Origin of the sequence: Rossellomorea sp. SC111 (assembly GCF_024733565.1) — a bacterium.
Lineage (GTDB): Bacteria > Bacillota > Bacilli > Bacillales > Bacillaceae_B > Rossellomorea.
On the sequence record NZ_JANIOC010000001.1, the window covers coordinates 1 to 20,605 of the forward strand.

The 20,605-nt window shown below is 43.7% G+C and carries 19 protein-coding genes and 3 other annotated features; of the genes, 3 read left to right on the top strand and 16 right to left on the bottom strand.

The window, feature by feature from the left end; all coding sequences use genetic code 11:
• Nucleotides 1-298 precede the first annotated feature (298 nt).
• On the bottom strand, nt 299-787 hold the full coding sequence (locus NQ095_RS00005) for a metallophosphoesterase family protein (protein WP_258261482.1): 489 nt from the start codon (nt 785-787) through the stop codon (nt 299-301).
• A 1-nt stretch (nt 788) separates the two neighbouring features.
• Nucleotides 789-2,429, bottom strand: a complete 1,641-nt coding sequence (metG, locus tag NQ095_RS00010) for a methionine--tRNA ligase (protein WP_258261483.1) — start codon at nt 2,427-2,429, stop codon at nt 789-791.
• Nucleotides 2,430-2,486: 57 nt separating this feature from the next.
• Nucleotides 2,487-2,750, bottom strand: a binding site (T-box leader).
• A 130-nt stretch (nt 2,751-2,880) separates the two neighbouring features.
• Here metG and NQ095_RS00015 point away from each other — a divergent pair.
• Nucleotides 2,881-3,477 (top strand): class I SAM-dependent DNA methyltransferase, encoded by a 597-nt coding sequence (locus tag NQ095_RS00015; protein WP_258261484.1) that lies wholly within the window; start codon nt 2,881-2,883, stop codon nt 3,475-3,477.
• Between the two features lie 52 nt (nt 3,478-3,529).
• On the opposite strand, the gene NQ095_RS00020 is transcribed toward NQ095_RS00015, so the two are convergent.
• The 12 genes from NQ095_RS00020 to NQ095_RS00075 all read right to left on the bottom strand — a co-directional run bounded on the left by NQ095_RS00020 (nt 3,530) and on the right by NQ095_RS00075 (nt 15,134).
• On the bottom strand, nt 3,530-3,685 hold the full coding sequence (locus NQ095_RS00020; protein WP_258261485.1) for a hypothetical protein: 156 nt from the start codon (nt 3,683-3,685) through the stop codon (nt 3,530-3,532).
• 146 nt (nt 3,686-3,831) lie between these two features.
• Nucleotides 3,832-4,623: a tryptophan synthase subunit alpha gene (trpA, locus tag NQ095_RS00025; protein ID WP_258261486.1), complete on the bottom strand. Its 792-nt coding sequence runs from the start codon at nt 4,621-4,623 to the stop codon at nt 3,832-3,834.
• Complete coding sequence (trpB, locus tag NQ095_RS00030; protein ID WP_258261487.1) at nt 4,616-5,818, bottom strand: tryptophan synthase subunit beta; 1,203 nt, start codon at nt 5,816-5,818, stop codon at nt 4,616-4,618. Before trpB ends, trpA begins: the two co-directional genes overlap by 8 nt.
• 28 nt (nt 5,819-5,846) lie before the next feature.
• On the bottom strand, nt 5,847-6,458 hold the full coding sequence (locus NQ095_RS00035) for a phosphoribosylanthranilate isomerase (protein ID WP_258261488.1): 612 nt from the start codon (nt 6,456-6,458) through the stop codon (nt 5,847-5,849).
• The gene (gene trpC, locus NQ095_RS00040) at nt 6,455-7,243 is read right to left on the bottom strand and encodes an indole-3-glycerol phosphate synthase TrpC (RefSeq protein WP_258261489.1); all 789 of its coding nucleotides are present in this window, start codon (nt 7,241-7,243) and stop codon (nt 6,455-6,457) included. The genes NQ095_RS00035 and trpC overlap by 4 nt, the downstream gene beginning before the upstream one ends.
• A complete protein-coding gene (gene trpD, locus NQ095_RS00045; protein ID WP_258261490.1) occupies nt 7,244-8,269 on the bottom strand; it encodes an anthranilate phosphoribosyltransferase in 1,026 nt (341 codons plus the stop codon).
• Entirely contained in the window at nt 8,241-8,852 is a 612-nt protein-coding gene (locus NQ095_RS00050; RefSeq protein ID WP_258261491.1) for an anthranilate synthase component II, read from the bottom strand. The genes trpD and NQ095_RS00050 overlap by 29 nt, the downstream gene beginning before the upstream one ends.
• Nucleotides 8,849-10,246 carry an anthranilate synthase component I gene (gene trpE, locus NQ095_RS00055; RefSeq protein WP_258261492.1) on the bottom strand — a complete coding sequence of 466 codons (1,398 nt, stop codon included), beginning with the start codon at nt 10,244-10,246 and terminating at the stop codon, nt 8,849-8,851. Before trpE ends, NQ095_RS00050 begins: the two co-directional genes overlap by 4 nt.
• A 73-nt stretch (nt 10,247-10,319) precedes the next feature.
• Nucleotides 10,320-10,563, bottom strand: a binding site (T-box leader).
• Nucleotides 10,564-10,609: 46 nt separating this feature from the next.
• Nucleotides 10,610-10,856, bottom strand: a binding site (T-box leader).
• A 90-nt stretch (nt 10,857-10,946) separates the two neighbouring features.
• The gene (locus NQ095_RS00060) at nt 10,947-11,804 is read right to left on the bottom strand and encodes a GNAT family N-acetyltransferase (protein WP_258261493.1); all 858 of its coding nucleotides are present in this window, start codon (nt 11,802-11,804) and stop codon (nt 10,947-10,949) included.
• Nucleotides 11,805-11,852: 48 nt separating this feature from the next.
• Nucleotides 11,853-13,349, bottom strand: a complete 1,497-nt coding sequence (locus tag NQ095_RS00065; RefSeq protein WP_258261494.1) for an NAD(P)/FAD-dependent oxidoreductase — start codon at nt 13,347-13,349, stop codon at nt 11,853-11,855.
• A 74-nt stretch (nt 13,350-13,423) separates the two neighbouring features.
• Complete coding sequence (gene panF, locus NQ095_RS00070) at nt 13,424-14,866, bottom strand: sodium/pantothenate symporter (RefSeq protein ID WP_258261495.1); 1,443 nt, start codon at nt 14,864-14,866, stop codon at nt 13,424-13,426.
• Nucleotides 14,859-15,134, bottom strand: coding sequence for a YhdT family protein (locus NQ095_RS00075; protein ID WP_258261496.1), 276 nt, complete (start codon nt 15,132-15,134; stop codon nt 14,859-14,861). The genes panF and NQ095_RS00075 overlap by 8 nt, the downstream gene beginning before the upstream one ends.
• Nucleotides 15,135-15,473: 339 nt before the next feature.
• Here NQ095_RS00075 and NQ095_RS00080 point away from each other — a divergent pair, with 339 nt between their 5' ends.
• Nucleotides 15,474-17,024, top strand: coding sequence for a hypothetical protein (locus tag NQ095_RS00080; RefSeq protein WP_258261497.1), 1,551 nt, complete (start codon nt 15,474-15,476; stop codon nt 17,022-17,024).
• 12 nt (nt 17,025-17,036) lie between these two features.
• On the opposite strand, the gene NQ095_RS00085 is transcribed toward NQ095_RS00080, so the two are convergent.
• Nucleotides 17,037-17,732: a phosphatase PAP2 family protein gene (locus NQ095_RS00085; protein WP_258261498.1), complete on the bottom strand. Its 696-nt coding sequence runs from the start codon at nt 17,730-17,732 to the stop codon at nt 17,037-17,039.
• A gap of 30 nt (nt 17,733-17,762) precedes the next feature.
• Nucleotides 17,763-18,593 (bottom strand): non-homologous end joining protein Ku, encoded by an 831-nt coding sequence (gene ku / locus NQ095_RS00090; RefSeq protein ID WP_258261499.1) that lies wholly within the window; start codon nt 18,591-18,593, stop codon nt 17,763-17,765.
• A gap of 138 nt (nt 18,594-18,731) precedes the next feature.
• On the opposite strand from ku, the gene NQ095_RS00095 reads away from it, so the two are divergent.
• Nucleotides 18,732-20,594: a DNA ligase D gene (locus tag NQ095_RS00095; RefSeq protein ID WP_258261500.1), complete on the top strand. Its 1,863-nt coding sequence runs from the start codon at nt 18,732-18,734 to the stop codon at nt 20,592-20,594.
• Nucleotides 20,595-20,605: the final 11 nt, after the last annotated feature.

A 20,605-nucleotide genomic window follows, 5' to 3' on the forward strand; every position in this document is an offset into this window, starting at 1 on the left:
AGATCTCGATAACTAACGAGTTCATTAAGATAACGTTTAGCAGCGTTCAGTTTAGATTCTTGAGTAAACTTGGCCATATGTGCTGGTACCTCCTATTGTTGGTTGGGGTGTCCAACAATAGGGGTGCAAGCCGAGGAGGCTCACCGCCAGCCCCGCGGAAAGCGAGCACCTCTCGCTGTAATCAACCACTACTTACTACATCCAAATGAAAAATCCGAACGATTTCGATTTACAAAAATGAATTTCGAATGATCGTTCGGATTTTCTTTTAACTAAATGCTTTTGTCCCAACCTCCTTTTATTGATAAAAAATGTGTTCGATCTTCCACGTTTTTTCGATTGTCAATATGCCATAGGAATAGTATGGCAGCCTTCGTTTGTCTGTGGGAGATCCTGGATTGAATAATAGGGTGCCTTTCATAAAGCGGGAAAAGGGGATATGGGAGTGGCCGAAAATGATTACATCCACATCTTCATCTTCAAAGGCTTCAAGAGCTCTTTTTTCAGTTGTTTTACCATTTCCGTCTCCGTGAACTATGCCGATCTTCAAGCCTTTCTTCTCGATGATCCTTCTTTTTGGAAGCATGGATTGAAGTTCAACACTATCAACATTTCCAATAACAGCAATCAGTTCCCCGTACTTCTTAAATTCCTCATACACATCAAGGGTCTGAAAATCCCCACCATGAATGATGAGGTCACTATCCATTAAATCTTTTTGAAGAGAATCAGGCAGTTCCCTCCCTTTCCTTGGCAAATGGGTGTCGGATACAATGACGATCTTCATTTCATCCTCCTTGTGATTTTAAATTCAATTTATCCCGCTCTATCTCAATGGTTTCAAGTTCGATGCGGTTAAAAAGTGGGGAAGTGCTTGTCATACTAAGTTTCAAAGGCAGGGATATCTTCTCCCACGCTGTTTGGACGGAAAGACCCAGCTGATCCGTTAATCTGGCTGCAGTGAAAGGTAAGAATGGCTCAACGATATTTCGCAGATTGCATATGATATACATGAACTCTTCCAATACCTTCCTGCCTTCTTCTCGATCTTCCTTCACCAATACCCATGGCTTCTGTTCATCAAAACGTTTATTCGACCATCGAATGAAATCGAATATCTCTTCAAGACCCTGACGAGTGCTGCCTGCTTCAATCCAATGACCAACTGACGTGTATACCTCTTCCACTTTCCGTTCGACAAGAGCATCTACCGTGGATAAAACAAGATTCTCTCCAAATTCCTTTTCGTAGAATTTCACCGTGCGCTGGACGAGATTCCCTAAGCCCCCCAGCAGTTCACTATTATGGCTGTAAATGAATTCTCTCCAAGAAAAATCCGCATCCCTTTTTTCAGGAGCATTGATGGTGAGAAAATAGCGAATCGTATCGGGATGGTAGTCAGTGATGAGGTCCTTCACCCAGACAGCCCAATTACCACTGGTTGAGATTTTCCTTTTCTCTAAGGTCAGGTACTCATTTGACACGATGTAATCGGGTAAATTTGTTTCTCCAATCCCCATCAGAACCGCCGGCCAAATGATCGCGTGAAACGGAATATTATCTTTTCCATGTACATAATAAGACCTTGTATCCGCTTGCCAGTAATCTGTCCAGTCCTCCCGGCGGTCTGTTGCCCATTTCTTTGATCCAGTCAGATAACCACTCACCGCTTCTATCCAAACGTAGATTTTCTTGTCAAGGAAACCTTCGACCGGTACTTCCACCCCATTTTCTAAATCCCTTGTGACCGGCCGATCCTGAAGTCCCTCTTTCAGATACCTGCTGGTAAGCTGGATCGCATTATCCCTCCACTTTCCTTTCTGTTCGTTCAGAAACTCTTCCAGCGGCCGTTGAAGCTTGGAAAGAGCAAAGTACAAGTGACGAGTCTTTCTAAGAACCGGTTCATGCCCGCAGAGTGTACAGATTTTATCCAATAATTCCGACGGATCCAGCACAGTCGAGCAGTTATCACATTGATCCCCCCTTGCCTTCGAAGCACAAACGGGACAGGTTCCTACCACAAATCGATCAGGCAGGAATCGATGATCATTCACACAGTACACTTGCTCCACTTCCTTTTCATATAACCATCCTTTTTCATAAAGCCTGGTAAAGATCCTTTGCACCTCTTCATGATGATGTGGATGATCGGTTCTCGTGTATTCATCATAGCTGAATCCAAGGGATTGAAAGGAATGGGCAAATTCCTCATGATAGCGATTCGCTATCTCTTCTACACTGATTCCTTCCTGCCCCGCCCGGATCCCGATCGGTGTCCCATTGCAATCGCTTCCTGACACATAGAGGACCCTCTCCCCTTTCAACCGGTAATAACGTGCAATGATATCCCCCGGCAGCAAAGCTGCAATATGCCCCAAATGCAAGGAACCGTTGGCATATGGCCAAGCCCCTCCAATAAAAACAGTCATAGTGTTTTCCTCCTCGAAATAAATAAAAACCCCTCGTCCCATAGACATCATAAGACATCTAAGGACGAGGGGTTAAGCTCGTGGTACCACCTTAATTTATAGCTTGCTCACACAAACTACCTCAACAAGTACGGGGCAGGATAAGCCCTTATACCGTGGCAGTGATAACGGACGCCCATCCCCGTTCTATCCTACACCAGGAAGGTTCGAATAGAATGCTCCGAGACCATTTTCCATAGGTAATCTCCCTGCTTCTTTTCAGCTTCCGAAGCTCTCTGATAAGGTGCCTTCACTATGTACTCTTCTCATCAACGCAAATTAGATTTGATTATATTATGCCACTTTTTCAAAAAAATGCAACATTCCAGTAAAGGTTTTACTTCACAGGTTTCGTGGAAAAGTGAAAGATAGAACATCAATGTGAAAATACAGGAAAAGAGGTGATGCCCTTTTGTTTACGCTACAGAAACAATTTAAGCGCCCAAAAGGAATCCTTGGCTGGGTTGTGGGGAAAGTGATGGAGTTTGATAATCGGAAGATCAACAATTGGTCCATCAAACAACTGGCCATCGAAAAGGACCATCGAATTCTTGAAGTGGGATTTGGGCCGGGATATTGTATAAAGCGAATTACTGATCGATTCCCTGATACTTTTGTGGACGGGGTCGATCTTTCCGAAACAATGAAAGACGCGGCACAAAGTAAGAATCAGCAAGCTATAGAGAAAGGGAGGGTTCGCCTGTTTGTTCAGGACATCAGTCAATTCGAGCTAAACGATGTTCAGTACGATCGAATCTTTTCCGTTAATAATTACCCGTTATGGAATAATCATAAGCAGGCACTTAGCCATTTATACACGATGCTTAAAACCGAAGGCACCCTGCTCATTACCGTGCAGCCCAGGGGGGATGAAGAGCGGGACAGCAAAGCTCGACGCTATGGCGAAGAAATTTCAAAGGCTCTACAGGAAACCGGCTTTAAAAATATTACTCTTTCCTATAAAGATGTAAGTCCTGCACTGACTGTCTCCATAAAAGGTGTAAAATAATTGATCATGCCAAGTAAACAGCCGACCCTATTAGGATCGGCTGAAGATCTTTTTACTCCTCGGTGTTGCTCTCGTCTGTATTACTTCCTTCATCCATGTTCTCTTCTGTTCCTGTATCATCCTCTGAATCGCTGCTGCATCCGGCTGCAAATGTTACTACTGATAGTGCTGTCATGATCATTAATAACCACTTTTTCATGTTTTTCATTTTCATAGCCTCCTGTTATGATGCGTTGTTCAACTACATCTCTATCATACTGATTTTTCAGAGTATGAGAAGGCGATTTACCTTTATTTAACATTCATTTAGATTCTATTCATCAACTCCTGCATTTTTTTACAAAATGGACGAATTCACGAGTGAAAAGCTCCTGCCTTGGATGCTTCGATTAACTCCCTGATTTCATCAAATGAGTCTTGCTGAATAAGATCTATGATTTTACTTCCAACCACTACCCCATCACAACTTTCACTCATGCTGCGTACGTGGTCGGGGCTCGATATTCCGAATCCTGCCAGAACTGGAACCGGACTGTTGCTTTTAAGCTTGTTTAAATGACGGGATATATTCTCGGCAAACCCTTCTCTTGATCCTGTAATTCCATTAATCGTAACAGCATAGAGGAACCCTTCTGTCACAGAGGCCAATTCCTTTACTCTTTCCAAAGGACTGGTGAGGGTTGCCAATTGGATAATGGCTATTTCTTTATCCTTAGAAGGCAGCTTAACCATATCGTAATGCTCCAGTGGCAGATCAGGAATAATCACTCCATCCACACCAGCCATTTTACAATCTTCAAAGAAGTGTTCTACGCCATATTTATAAATCGGATTGATATAGGTCATAAATATCAGGGGGATCCCAATTTCTTCTCTTCTTTCCTTCAATTCATCGAACACCTTTCGAAGTGTGGTTCCTTTCTCTAGTGCCCTTTTACCCGCTTCTTGAATCGTCGGCCCATCGGCAACGGGATCAGAGAACGGAATACCGATTTCGATGGCAGTCGCACCACCTTCTTCAAGCTTCTTTAAAGTTGATATCAATGTTTCAATGCCACCGTCACCCGCCATTACATAGGGGATGAACAGCTTATTTCCCCGCATTAATTCGGCTTGAAGGGCGCTTTCCAGAAATATTTTACCCATGCTGACTACCTCCCAATAAATCTTTTACTTGTTCAACATCTTTATCGCCTCTGCCTGATAGACAAATGACGATCGATTGATCCTTTGTCATGTCTTTTGCAATGTGAACCGCATAGGAAACGGCATGGGAACTTTCGAGTGCAGGAATGATTCCTTCAGTCTGTGATAACTGTTTAAATGCTTCCAGCGCTTCACCGTCAGAAATGGATGCATAACGGACTCTGTCAATCTCTTTTAAGTAGCTGTGCTCTGGCCCCACACCAGGGTAGTCAAGTCCTGCTGAAATGGAATGAGCTTCCTGTATCTGCCCTGCTTCATTCTGAAGGAGATACATCATGCTTCCATGAAGGATTCCGACAGATCCTTTCGTTAAGGTGGCAGCGTGCTTCTCTGTTTCAATTCCGCTTCCGGCTGCCTCTACGCCATATAACTCCACCTCTTGGTCCTCAATAAACGGGTGGAACATTCCAATGGCATTACTTCCTCCTCCGACACATGCGACGATGGCATTTGGGAGACATTTTTCTTTTTCAAAGAATTGTTTCTTCGTTTCTTTCCCAATGATACTTTGGAAGTCACGGACCATCTTCGGAAATGGGTGTGGACCTAAAACGGACCCCATTATATAGTGAGTGTCTTCAACATTGGCAACCCAGTAACGCAGCGCTTCATTCACGGCATCCTTCAATGTGGCGCTTCCCTGGGTGACGCTGATTACCTTTGCTCCTAGCAACTCCATCCTGAATACATTCAGCTTCTGCCTGCGGATATCTTCCGCACCCATGAAAATGACACAATCAAGGTTTAATAAAGCACATACGGTGGCAGTTGCAACCCCATGTTGACCCGCTCCCGTTTCTGCTACGACTTTTCTTTTTCCCATCCGTTCAGCAAGCAGGGCCTGACCGATGGTATTGTTAATTTTATGTGCACCGGTGTGATTAAGATCTTCCCGCTTCAGATAAATTTTGGCGCCTCCTACCTGCCTGCTGAGATTTTCAGCAAAGTATAGAGGGTTCTCTCTCCCTACATAGTCCTTTAAGTAGCTTTCCAGCTTCGTTTGAAAGTCTTCGTCCTCTATTGCTTCATCGTAAGCCGCTTCCAGCTCCTGAACGGCTTTCATCAACGATTCAGGAACGAACCTCCCACCGAATTGTCCGAATAGTCCTTTATGATCTGGTTGTGCATATAACATTCTTCTTCCTCCATTCACTGTTTTCTTTTTATACAAGCACCGACTTTGCTTCCCTGACAAATGATTCTATCTTTAACCGGTCCTTCGCCCCATCCGTCTCAACCCCACTCGAGACATCGACCATATAGGGACGGACCTTGATGATGGCTTCCCTGACATTGTCCGGATTTAATCCTCCTGCAAGAATCAGATGGTGGGAAATGTTGATCGAATGTGTATAATCCCAATTGAAGGTGGTGCCATTCCCTCCACGATGTGGGCCCTTTCCGCTATCTAACAAAATCATCTCACCAGGAAAGTCGTCAATCCCGTCTATATCTTTTCTTTCCTTCACCGAAATCGCCTTGATAAAAGGGAGGTTTAGAGTTTCACAGAATTCCACTGATTCATCCCCGTGCAGCTGCACATAATCGAGCTTCACGAGATGAAAGATTTCTTCCATTCTTTCTTTTGACTCATTTACAAATACACCGATTTTCAATAAATCTGAAGAAATGGATTTGCTGATCTCGGCGGCTTTCTCAACATCGACTTTCCTTTTACTATCGGCAAACACGAACCCTATGGCATCAGCTCCCGCTTCCAGTGCCCACTCGGCTTCTACCTGTCTTCTGATGCCGCATACTTTGACTTTCGTCATTTCATCTCACCTTTTTCAACCTTGAGAGAAAAGAGGGTAGCTGCGGGATCTTTACTCCTCATTAACGTTTCCCCGACGAGGACCCCTTGTGCACCTGCATCTTTCACTCTCGTTGAATCCAACTCATCCCTGATCCCACTTTCACTTATGAGTACGACTTCCCTTCCCTTCACCATCGATGCCAGAGATTCAGTGATGAGAAGATCCACTTCAAAGGTTTTCAGGTTTCGATTATTCACTCCGATTATAGTAGCCCCGAGTTCTAGAGCTACCACCATTTCTTCCTCATTGTGAACTTCTACAAGAACCTCCAGTCCTAGATTTGAGGCATAAGAAAATAATTCTCCCAGTCTGAAGGTATCCAAGGCAGCCACAATTAACAGAATCACATTCGCCCCTGCATCCCTGGCACGATCGATCTGGATTTCATCGATGATAAAGTCTTTACACAGAATCGGGATCGAGACGGCTCTTCGAACATTTGCAAGATCCTCCATTCTCCCTTTGAAAAATGGTGTATCCGTCAGAACAGAAATGGCGCATGCTCCAGCTTCTGCATAGATAACGGCTTGTGTCACCGGATCCACTTCGGTCCGAATATCTCCTTTAGATGGAGATGCCCGTTTGATCTCTGCTATCACCTGTAGGGACGAAGCGGATTTAAGAGTTTCATATAATGAATGATTCGAGGTGCCTTGATATTGAAAGGCAGTATATCCGGATTGTTTTAGCTCCTTCACTTCTTCTTTCTTCTTTTCAATGATGGTTTCTAAAATGGTTGTCATTCAAATCACCTGCTTTCTTCGTTGTCGGCTATAGTGTACAAGGGATGAGAGCGCTTCATTTGCACGTCCGCTTCCTATGCTTTCCCTAGCCAGTTTTACACCTTCTGCGAAGGTAGAAGCTTTCCCATGGGCAACTAAAGCGATTCCTGCGTTGAATAGGACCGTATCAGTATAGGCGCCTTCTTTTCCGTGTAAGACCTCCTGTAAGATACGGGCATTGTCCCTTGCATCTCCTCCTTTTATTTCTTCAAGGGTATAAGATGGGAGCCCCACCTCGTCCCCTGATAATGTAAATGAGCTGATTTCACCATCCTCCAAAAGGACAAGATGATTTTCACCTGCAAGTGACGCTTCGTCCATATAGTCCGCCCCATTCAGAACGATTGCCCGCTTTCTTCCCAAATCATGTAAAACATTTGCCATCATTTCTAGCTTATCTCTTCTGTACACCCCGACCAGCTGTGTTTCTAGTTGAACAGGATTCGTTAATGGACCAATCAGATTAAAGATGGTCGGGATTTTCAATTCTTTCCGGACCTTCATGATTTTCTTAAGCCCTGAATGGATATGGGGTGCATAGAGGAAGGCGATATTGGTTTCATTCAGGAGATTTTCCACTTCATGGGCCCCGAAGTCCAGTGAGACGCCCAGGTGTTCTAATACATCTGCACTGCCGGTCTTGCTTGATATGCTCCTATTACCGTGCTTTGCAACCTTGACGCCTGCTCCTGCCAATACGAATGCGCTCGTTGTACTGATATTGAAGCTCTGGGATCCATCCCCACCTGTCCCGCAGTTATCCAATACATTTTCCACAGTGCTGGTTACGGGCATTGCCTTCTCTCGAAGCACTTCAACCAGGCCTGTCATTTCCCCCACCGTTTCCCCCTTCACTTTCAACAGGGTCAAGAAACATGCTATTTGACTCTCGGTCGTTTCTTCCTTGAATAATTCCTGAACAGCTCCCCTCATCTCATCTCTTTCTAATGAATGACCATCAGACAGCTTTTGTAGATAGCTTTTCACGCTTATTCCCCTTTCTCATCTCTTCTAAAAAGTTTTGAATGATTTTCTTTCCGGTTTTCGTGCCGATCGATTCAGGATGGAATTGAACCCCGAACAAAGGATATCTCATATGCTTGATGGCCATGATCTCTCCATCATCCATTGACATCGCCACCGTCTCCAGTGGTTCTGGCAGAGTCCCTTTTTTGATGACCAGCGAATGATATCTCATCACTTCCAACGGTTGAGGCAAATATTCGAATACCCCTTCGCCGCTATGCTTAATAAGAGATGTCTTTCCATGCATGACCTTCTCGGCTACTTCAATGGTTGCCCCAAATGCTGCCCCGATTGCCTGATGACCGAGACACACACCGAGAATCGGCACACTAGCGTGAAGATTCTGTATAATGGAGGTGCAAATACCCGCATTATCAGGCTTTCCGGGTCCAGGGGAAAGAATGATCCCTGAAGGATTCAATTTTTTTATTTCTTCCAATGAAATTGCATCATTCCGTCTGACCATTACCCTTTCGCCAAGTTCTTCAATATATTGATACAGGTTATACGTAAACGAATCATAGTTATCAATGAGTAGAATCATCCCGTTACCTCCAATAAAGATTTCGCTTTATTCAGCGTTTCTTCATATTCACATTCAGGATCTGAATCATACACGATTCCTGCCCCTGCTTGAACATTGGCAATGCCATCTTTCACGACCATTGTGCGAATCGCCAGGGCAAAGTCCAGATTTCCGTTCACCCCTATATATCCGACAGCACCTGAGTATACTCCACGTTTCGTCGTTTCAAGTTCATTGATGATCTGCATCGCCCTGATCTTCGGTGCCCCGCTCACTGTTCCTGCAGGCAAACAGCACGTTAACGCTTCAAGTGGGGTCACATCATCCTTCAATTTCCCCTTCACTTCTGAAACGATGTGCATCACATATTTGTACCTCTCAATGGTTAAGTACTTGATTAATTGGATGGATCCAATCTCACAAATCCTCCCCAGATCATTCCTGCCTAAATCCACGAGCATTCGATGTTCAGCTATTTCCTTTTCATCCGATAGCAGCTCCCTTTCAAGCTTTACATCTTCTTCAGCTGTATTCCCTCTGCGTCTTGTACCGGCTATTGGATTCGTTGTGATTTGACTGCCCTGTACCTTCAGCATGCTTTCTGGTGATGCCCCCAATACGACGTATTCTTCGAAATCGATGAAGAACATATAGGGTGACGGGTTTGACTGCCTCAAGCCTCTATAAAATGTAAAAGGATCTCCGGAAAACGATGCCTGCAGTCTTTGGGAAAGCACCACTTGAAAGATTTCTCCTTCCTGTATCGACTGCTTTGCTCTTTCCACTCTCTCCATGAATTCATCTTTCGACGTTTGACCATGAAAGGACAGACGATCCAGTTTTTCTTTGTGTGTGTCCAAATACACGTTTGTCAGCTCGGCTTCGACTTCTTTCACTTTTTCCTGAAGATTCCCTTCCGTTTCTTCTGTCCATTTATTCATGACAACGATGTATACTTTATGCTCAAGATGATCAAAGACGATGACCTTTTCGTAGAACATGAGATGAATGTCCGGCATCTCCAATTCGTCATTGGGGATGATTCCGATTTCCTCGTAATGTCTGATCACATCATATCCTAGATATCCAATCCCACCCCCTGTGAACGGAAAGGGTGCTTCTTCTAAATGATGGTGGGGAATAAGGGATTGGATCATTTCAATGGGGTCCCCTATCCGCTCCTCTACTTGATCAGCAGACGCTTTTATAATTTGTACGGTATTTCCATAAGCCTTACATTCCAAAAACGGATCGCTTCCCACAAAAGAATAGCGACCGGATTGTTCGTGTTTCAGTGAACTTTCCAATAAAAATTTCTTTTTTCCCTTCAAGGATTGAAAGAGTGATATCGGTGTGTACATATCACCATTCAATTCTTTCACGGCATAGTTCAAGTCTTGATGCTTCATCATTAATATCCTCCAATTCGCTTTCACCTTTTAAAAAATCCATAAAAAAAGTCCCCTATGAACAGAAAAACTGTTCATAGAGGACGATGCTGACCGCGGTGCCACCTCTATTGGGATATACCTATATCCCCTCTTGATTCAAGTACGGGGTTTATCACCCGATACTCTATCCTTTTAACGGTGGAAATCCGTACGACCCTACTTCATTCAGATCATCTCTCATAAGTCCATTCCAGACAAGCTATCATGCTAAGGTCTCACTATCCTTAACTCCCTGTTATGCATCACTTGAATGTACTCCTCTTATTCAACGATTTATCATTATGAAATTATAAAAAAAGGCATCCCAATCCACTTCTTATAAAAAGAAAGGACGGGATACCCGTGGTGCCACCTTTGTTGACTGCTTTTACAGTCCACTCAATCATATCGGAGCAGAATGCTCTAATACGCGTCTTTTGTAACGATAAGACATTCGCCAAAGCCTACCTCCCTAAGGTTTCGGTTTGGAAGCTCGGAAGTCCATTCCCTAAGACCGATCACACTGGTTCACACCAACCACCAGCTCTCTGAAGTGTCGATCATAGGTACTCCTCTTCGTCAAAGCCATTCGCTCATTTAATTAATTGTTTATTATACTAATCGCTTTTCCTCACGATGTCAACCGTTTATTAATATTATATTTCATTCTGTGCCAATTGGTTCAGACAATGCTTATCATCATGGAATCACAGACGGGTTTATAACCGATTTCTGTATAGATTTTGTTTGATGTGGGATTATCCAGGTCTGTATAGAGGGAACAAAAGGAGTGTTCATGCAGTAACAGACGGCTCAGTTCCGCAACAACAGAAGAGGCATATCCCTTCTTCCTGAATTCAGGTGGGGTATAGACAAAATTTACGGTAATCCCATTTTCCGTTCTTCTTGCCCCCCTTGCCATGGAAACAGTACGTCCCGCCACTTCCCAAAAAAACACATATGGTTCATTTTCAATCATATCTTTCGCCCTTTTAAGCGCTTCGTCATCCGACATGGATATGACTTCTGTATCTGCGACAAATTCACTGATCCACTTGGCCAACAGCACCTCTTGACCTCCACGGACGGGAACCATCTCCCCTTCGCTTAACTGAATATCGTTCACTTTATTCAATTGATACACACGTTGGTTCATACGGATGGTGAAGCCCTTCCCCGTAACGTGACACCATGCATGAGTCATTTGAAGTGCTGTGTCTTTCTCAGCAACAAAGCCGGGAATCGTTATCCCGGAGACATCACAAAACGAATTGAGCTGTTCAGCTATTGCCTGGACCTCATCCTTCCCTACTTTCAGTGTAACCACAAGGTAATGTGGAGGAGTCATGATGAATGATCCCACAACCTTGTCATCCTCATTTTCCACTAAGAGCAGAAGCGGATCTATATATTTGTCACTGGTTTTCATGGTATTCAATAACCCCAAAGGCAGATTATTTGCAGCCTCATCCTTCATAAGGAGAGAATGAACCCTATCATGAAAGGCTATTGGGTCCTCATACTGTGTCAGCTTATACATATTATCACCCCATCACAACATTCTATATATCAGAGCCGGATTCCTGCTTTATGTTGGAAGCTTTTTCCCTGTGATAGAGTGAAAGACATGGTAACCACTGACAGACACGCCGATGGTCCCTGCACCAGGGAAGACAGAATCTCCACATACCCAGATATTCTCGAGCGGAGTCCTGTGCGAAAGGCTATTGAAGAGAGCATGGTCATTGGTTTGGGGGAATCCCCCAACGATCCCCCCGGGCCGACCCGTATATCGTTCCCAAGCCTTAGGCGCACCAGGATAGAATTGTATAAGATTACTTCTAATAGAGGGTATGACCAACTCTATTGAATCCAGCATCTTCTTTTTAAGAGTCCTCTTGTAGCAATCATATTTTTCTTTTGAATCCCAATTCTCTAATCTTGTATGAGTTGATACCGTCACAGTACGGAATCCCTCCGGTGCACGCTTTCGGTCATCCGGATGGGATAATGATAAGAACAGATGATCCCCTTCTGTCATATTACCATCAGGGCTTGTACAGATCTGCGAAAACAAAGGAAGACCTTCCGGGAGTGATTCCTCTTTCAGTAACATATAAAGGGTCATGGTCCCCCACAATGAGGCTCTTTCTTTTCCTTTTATATAGTTTTTAAACTTTGGAGCATATTGGGGAGGGAACAGATCCTTAAGAGACTGGACCGGGACGTTACATACGATATGATTGGCACGATAATCCTTCCCTCTATGATCAGAGACGATCCACTCCTGATTACGTTCATCACGAGTGATGCCTACTACTTTCCTCCCTAATGTCGCTTTGACCCCAACCGATTCTGATGCATCGACCAGACATTCGGCTATGCGATATAAACCGCCTTCAAGGTAGAAGGCCCCTTCATGATACATATCCAGTGCCAGGCACCCAAATAGCAATGAACATTGGTCGCTCTCCACCTGCATACTGTCGATCAACTGTCCATCAATAAAGTGCTTGAAGGATGGATGGACATGTAGGTCGTATTTTTTCAACAGATCCAACATGGTCTTCTGAAAGGCAGGTAGAAGGGTCATTGAACTCAAATTCAGGCTCATAATGAGCTCCTTCCACTCTCTTACCGTTTTGGGAGGAAGGATGGGCAGGGAATCTACGAGGGTCCGTATTTTCTTTGCCATGCTGTACAAATCCTTGAAATAACAGCCTATTTCATCTGCAATATCAGGAAATGATTGTATTAACCCTTTCACATGTGTTTCCCGATTCCGGTGAAAGGTTAAGTTGACGCCAGGAAGATGAATGTCCATTACCCGGTCAAGGAGTTGATTCGAAGGCAATTCAATGCCGAGGTATTGGAAGATGCGCTGATGAATACCCCCATTTTCGAAACCCATCCCGAGAGTCGCACCTACTGGAAATAAAGCTTTTCCCCGCTGGAACTTTCCTGCGCAGCCCCCCCATTCCCTTGAAGCCTCAAGCACCTGTACATGATAACCGGCACTTCCAAGGAGGGCAGCAGCAGTAAGCCCTCCGATACCTCCTCCGATCACGATTACAGAATTATCCATACCCCTTCACCCAATCCGTCATTTATTACTAATCAATGTACTCTTTTGCACCAGAAAACACAAAAATGGATGGGTTAATTAAACCCATCCATCCTGTGTTTAGATTGAGTAGCCAAGGAAACCAATACATACACGAAGAAGGAGATGATAATCGGAAAGATGACCGTATTCATGTCCATATAGTTCGGTGCAAAGCTATGAAATAAAATATACGTCACCAGTCCCGAAACCATGGAAGCAAGCGCACCAGCACTATTCCCCTTTTTCCAGTACAATCCGAGTACGATTGGCCAGATAAAGACTGCTTCAAGTCCTCCGAACGAAAATAAATTAAGCCAGATAATCAATTCAGGCGGGCTTAATGCCAGCAGGAACACCAGTATACCTGTTATACTCGTCACCCAGAAGCTGATTGTCTTGATCTGTTTCTCTTTGGCATCCTTATTGATGAAATTCATATAAACATCTTTAACGATGGCTGATGATACAATCAACAGCAGCGAATCCACCGTCGACATGATGGCAGCCATAGGAGCTGCCAGAACAATTCCCGCAAGCCACGGGGGGAGCACCTCCAAAGCAAGGAGCGGCATGACTTTGTCTGCCACTTCGATTCCAGGGAGGACCACTCTTGCCAAAACGCCGATGAGATGCATGCCAAGCATGATCGAACCTACGACGATCGTCCCGATAATTAAAGCCCTGTGTAGGGAACGGGAATTTTTATAGCTCATTGCCCTTACGGCTACTTGGGGAAGTCCAACGACCCCCACTCCCACTAAGATCCAGAAAGACGAAATATACTTTGCGCTCAGTTCACCATTCGGACCGTGAGGACTTAGTAAATTGGGGTTTTCAGCCTGCAATTCCATCATGATCTTTTCCATGCCGCCACCTGCCATTATGGTGGCAACCAGAAGGATCAAGGTACCTCCAAGCATGACAACTCCCTGGATCGCATCGGTGATGGCAACGGCGCGAAAACCGCCGATTATCACATACACCAGTACAGATATAGCAAAAAGGAACAGAGCCGCTTCGTAGCTCAATCCCGTCAATGATTCAATTAGACGTGCCCCTCCTACCCACTGGGCAATCATCGCAGAAAATAAAAACAAGATGATACTGATGGCCGATAGGACCGTTATCTTATTGCTTCCGTATCGCCCCTGTAAATAATCGATCAATGTAACAGCTTTATATTTCCTTGACATGATGGCAAACTTTTTCCCAAGTATAAGTAGAACAAAATATCCAGTCACAACCTGGCTCATGGCAAGAAGCACCCATGATAACCCATATGTATACGCAGCACCGGGACCACCGATGAAGCTGCTCGCACTGCCGTATGTAGCGATCATCGTCATGGCGAGGATAAATCCTCCAAGTTGCCGGCTCCCGAGGAAATATTCCTGTACAAAGGAATCTGATTTGCTTACGGTTCTAGCCGTATAAATCCCCACTATAAAGATCACAGCCAAAAATACAAATAAGGGAATCAATGCCATGCTATTCAAGATCATCCTCCTCGTCGCCAAAAGGAATATCAGTCAGTAGGTATTTTACGACAACGATCACTAAAAACACCATAAGTAGAAATCCCAGGATACAACTATAGAAGAACCATGCCGGCATCCCTAAGACCCAATCATAATCTGATACAGGCTGCCCCCCGAGTCCAAATGCAAATCCATACCACCATAAAAAATTTATAAGAACGAGAGCAACTCCAATTAATGCTTCGTGATTCGCGATTCGAAACCGTCTATCATCTTTATGATTCACTTCCTTTTATCCCTCCCCCTAAATAAACATCCTTTAACAATTTACGACATGATGATAGGAAATGCAAGAAAAAGACAGGCCTGAAGCATCCGCCTCAGGCCTGTCTTTACAATCTAATAAAAGGGGGGTAATCATGAACCATTCTCTTTATTTGAAAGAGGGGGAACTCTTTTGTTTCATTGAGAATGATTTTCAATATCATTTTAATCTCTCCAAAATAAAAAGTCAACACAAAAGTTTAACTGGACAAAGGGAAATTCTGGTGAAGTATAAAACGAATTGTGGTAAAATTCTAAAATGTACTCACAATTAAAAGAGATAGAATGAGGGGGAATGACTGTGAGAGCAAAATTAAAAACATTTGGAATACCAATCGCGATAATTCTTTTATTGATTGGTGCACTTTTCTTCCATCAACTTCTGAACGTCAAACAACAGCCGGATCCCGATTGGAGCAGATCGATTCCATTGGGCTATTCCTCTGACGAACGTCCGCTTGTCTTTTATAACCAGGAGGGACTATTCTTAGCAAGCAACGGAAAGGTCGATCAGTTTACTTTCGATGAATCACTGAACCCAACGAAAGAAGGTACGCTTAAAACAAGCGTTACCAGAGGCCAACCTTTTTGGACGAACGGAGATAAGGTTATACAGGTGAAGGATGGACAGGTCATTTCATCCGGTTCTAACGGTGTTAAAACCATCGATGATGAAGTAACTGGAATGGGCACTTCATCAAATACCATCTATTACTGGAAACAAGAGGTCCTTTATTCTCTATCTCCAAATGATTTATCAAGCAAAGAAATTTACCGGTTACCTGGTGAAATCCTTGAAGCCTATGCTGGAAACGACGGAAGCACCGTATTACAAGTAAGGCAGGATGATACCCATTCCCATCTTTACTATATGGATGAAGGGTTACAATTGGTGAAGAAGCCATTTGCCATAGTCAATACAGCTACGAATCAGCATATTAACGGGCTGTCTTTTTCAAGCGAAAACAATCAATTGACTCTTTTGTACAATGAAGAAATGCGCGCTCAAGGTACCTTGTCCTATAAGATATTGAAATTGGAAACATCCATTGACGATTTAGGAACGTCGATACTAAAGCCCACCCGTATTGAATTCACGAATGAACAATCAGGATTTAAATTGGAAAGTCCGAGGTCCGTACAGTTCGCAGACATCGATGGAAAGAAGTCCATCCTCTTCACGTCCGAGAGTCATCAGGTAGGGGGGCAAAATACCATCAGTCTGTACGTAGCACCTTTTATTGATTCCAATCAGCTAGTGGCAACACCTGTCAGTACAAGCAAGCATTTTACGTATTCGCCCATTCAGATATCGGACGAAAGTATTGTCTGGCTCGACTATGGGGGTGACTACTATGAATTATTTGGGGCTTCTCAGAATGAACAGGCCATCGCAAAAAGTACAACTTGGTCAAAACGAAGCGTAAAAGAAGCTTTGAATAACTCAGTCCTCATGCTTTTCAGCAGCCTGGTCACTATTTTGGTTTCGTTTTATTGGATACTTCCCTCCCTGTTTGTCTTGATCCTTCTTTACATGTTCAAACCGAATATGTTTGAAAAAGAAGAAATCAACTGGGTGGAATATGCCTCGATCATTCTATTCATCCTAATGCCACTGACATTCATCAGTAAAGCGATGGGAGATTATTTCTATTTTGCTGCGCCCGGCTATCTCACATTTACAGGAAGCGAATATGTCTTATTAGTGATAATCAGCATCCTTACTGCACTGCTTTGGAAAGTTGGTAGAGATCCGGACTGGGGTACATTCGGAGGAGTATTTTATTTCATGGGAATTTATATACTTCTATACGTTACTTCAATAGGTCCATATATCTTTAATCTGTTTTAATACAAAAAACGCTCAGGTCTCCTGAGCGTTTTTTGTAGGCATATCTTCATCTTCTCTCCAATGCTTGCGTTTATAGAAGTACATATAGATCGTGATGCAAAGGGTCAGCCAGGCACCGCCTGCTGTAAAACCGCCAAGGATGTCACTTGGATAATGGACTCCAAGGTATATCCTGCTCATTCCAATCAGCAGGACAAGCATCGCGACCAGTATCACACTCGCCCATTTAAACCGTTTACGATCCAGGGCACGGAACAGGATGAATGCCAGTGAACCATAGAATATGAATGAGCTCATAGAATGCCCACTTGGAAAACTGTAACCACCCTGTTGGATCAATGCTTCAATATCGGGGCGTTCCCGTTTAAATATCCATTTTAGAAGCCCATTGAACCCAGCCCCTGTCATAATAGTAATCGATACAAACAGGGCAAGTGGATATTTCTTCATAAACAGAAGGATGACTACTGCACACCCGGAGAAAATGGTGATACCTTTTATTCCCCCTAAGAAAGTGATGAACGTCATGATCTCCGTCAAGTTAGGTGAAATCGTCCCTCTGACGATTTCGAATACACCATTATCAAATTGTGCGATCTCATTTTCTTTCCATTCTTCCACGATTGATACAAATCCCCAGGTGAAAACAATTAAACACAGCAGGGATACAGCGACAAAGACGCCTTGTTCAATATGCTTCTCCTTCAAGACTTCTCCCTCTCTCCTGACTTACGCCTTCTACTGAGCTTTTTTCTTAGAAGTCGTTTTCTTTTTAGTTGGTTTTTTTGCCTTTTTAGGCTTGGACGAATCGATGGATGCCTGGAGGGCCGCCATTAGATCCGTTACATTTTCTTTCGGTTCTTTTTCTTTGGATGTGACCATTTTTTCCCCAGTTTGTTTCGATTCGATCAATTGACTTAATCGTTCACGATACTGATCCTTATAGTTTTCCGGCTCGAATTCAGTCGTCAGTTGATCGATGAGCATGGTAGCGGTCTTCAATTCCTTTTCGGTGATTTCGTCTCCTTCAGGCACATTCGGGACATCGCCAGTTCCTCTTACCTCATCGGGATAGTGAATGGTTTCCATGACGAGTGTCTGCTCGTATACACGAACGATGGAAAGCTGTTCCTTCGACCTCATCGTGATTTTGGCAATCCCTACTTTCCCTGACTCCTGAAGCGCTTTTCTCAAAAGGGAATAGGCTTTTTTTCCACCGTCGTTCGGTGAAACGAAATAACTTCGATCAAAGAAAATCGGATCGATTTCCTCCATCTTGATAAAATCGACAATCTCTACTGCCTTATCTCCGCTTGCTTCCTTCAGCTCTTTCAATTCCTCATCTTCAAGGACGACAAATTTGCCTTTCGCCACTTCATAACCCTTCACAATATCGGCTTGATCCAATTCCTTTTCACAAGCGGGACATACTTTCTCATATTTAATGGGTGTATGACATTCTTTATGAAGTGATCGGAGCTTGATATCCCGATCTTCCGTAGCAGAATGAAGTTTAATGGGGATATTCACCAGTCCAAAACTGATGGACCCTTTCCAAATAGTATGCATATCTTTCAATACCCTCCTTTACATAAACTAATCCCTTATCCATATCATTTAGTTCCCCAACTTTCTTCATCCCTTTAAACATCTGGAAATAATCCATGTCCCAACCGGACACACTATTACTAAAAAAAGGTGAAATAAATGAAACCGATGCTCCCTACATTACGTCATGAACTTCCTTCCGGGAATGACTGGCTTTATGAGGTGAAATATGATGGCTTCCGCGGCATTTTATCCGTCCAATCCTATGATCATATCACCCTTCAAAGCCGGAATGGGAAAGAACTGCTAAGCCACTTCCCTGAGATAAAGAAGCAAATTCAACAATTACTGGATAAACGTCCATTCAGCCTCCCTCTCATATTGGATGGAGAGGTTGCATTATTACGCTCTTCCTTCAGTACCGAGTTCCAGGAGCTTCAGGTTAGGGGGAGGATGCGGAATGATCGAAAAATCTTACACGCCGCTGCCAGTAGACCTGTTACATTCCTGGTATTTGATTTACTTCAGCTTGAGAAAAAGTCATATATCCAGGAACCCTATCTCAGGAGAAAAGAAAAACTGAAAGAGGTGTTCACCCGCCTTCATTTACCAGTGGAACCCGCTCCTTCTCACCCTTCAACTCTGCAAATGGTTCCTTATTACAAAAACCTTGAGCAAGTGTGGGAACTTGTTGAAATTGATGAAGGGGAAGGGGTTGTCGCGAAGAGGGATCAGAGTAAATGGGACGAGGGAAAACGAAGTACTAACTGGATCAAATGTAAGAACTGGAAACATTGCCAATGCTTTATCACCGCCCTGGATGATGCGAATGATTATTTCCACATCGGCGTATACGATAACGGACAAGTAATGCCAATCGGCTTATTTCATTTCGGTCTTTCAGCTGAGGAAAAAAGGTCGGTGAAAGCGACAATTAAGCAAAACAGTACGGGAAAGAACCATTCTCTTTACTACATAGATCCGGCCATCACCGTAGAAATCGTCTATCTGCATTGGCAGGAAGGAAAGCTTCGGGAGCCCCATTTTAAACAATTCCTTTTTTCCACTCCCCCGGAAGCATGCACACTTGACCAATTTATGATGGACGAAGCCTCTCTTCCTAAAAAGGTTGATATCACTCACCCTGAAAAGATTTTGTTTCGGGAGGTTTCCATGATGAAACTTGATTATATCCGATTCCTCCGTAAGATGTCCGTGGTGATATTGCCATTCTTTAAGAATAGGCCCTTGACCTGCATTCGATTTCCCCACGGGGTTTTCGGAGAATCCTTTTACCAAAAAAACACTCCTGATTACTCTCCTGCTTTTGTCGAAACATACAAAGAGGATCAAATTCATTACACCCTCTGCAATAATCTTAAAACGTTGATATGGCTTGGAAATCAGTTGGCTCTTGAATTTCATGTCCCCTTTCAAAAAGCAGGGGATGAATATGTCAATGAGGTAGTCTTTGACTTAGATCCACCAAGCCGGGATCACTTTTCACTGGCCGTTAAAGCGGCCACAATCATGAAAGAATTATTTGACGGGTTGAATCTGCAGAGCTTTGTCAAAACATCGGGAAATAAAGGGCTTCAAGTGTATATCCCCCTTCCTCCCGGATACACATGGAAAGACACAGGCTTATTTACAGAATTCATCGCTCACTACCTGGTAAGCAACGACCCGGGGGATTTCACGACCGAGCGTTTAAAGAAGAACCGGAAAGGGAGACTGTACGTGGATTATATTCAACACGGAGAAGGCAAAACCATCATCGCCCCCTATTCATTGAGAGGGAATGAAGAGGCTTTGGTCGCCACTCCACTTTGGTGGGATGAAGTGAATGAAAATCTCGATCCTGAACAGTTTACCATTGAAGAAGTCTTAAGAAGATTTCAGGTAAAAGGATGTCCTTTTACTAAATTTGATCAAGTGAAAAAATTTCAGCCATTTGACAAAGTGATTGATTTTTTGAAAAAACAGGTCAAAACTAATAAAGATGGTGCCCCGAAATCATAGGGGCACCATCT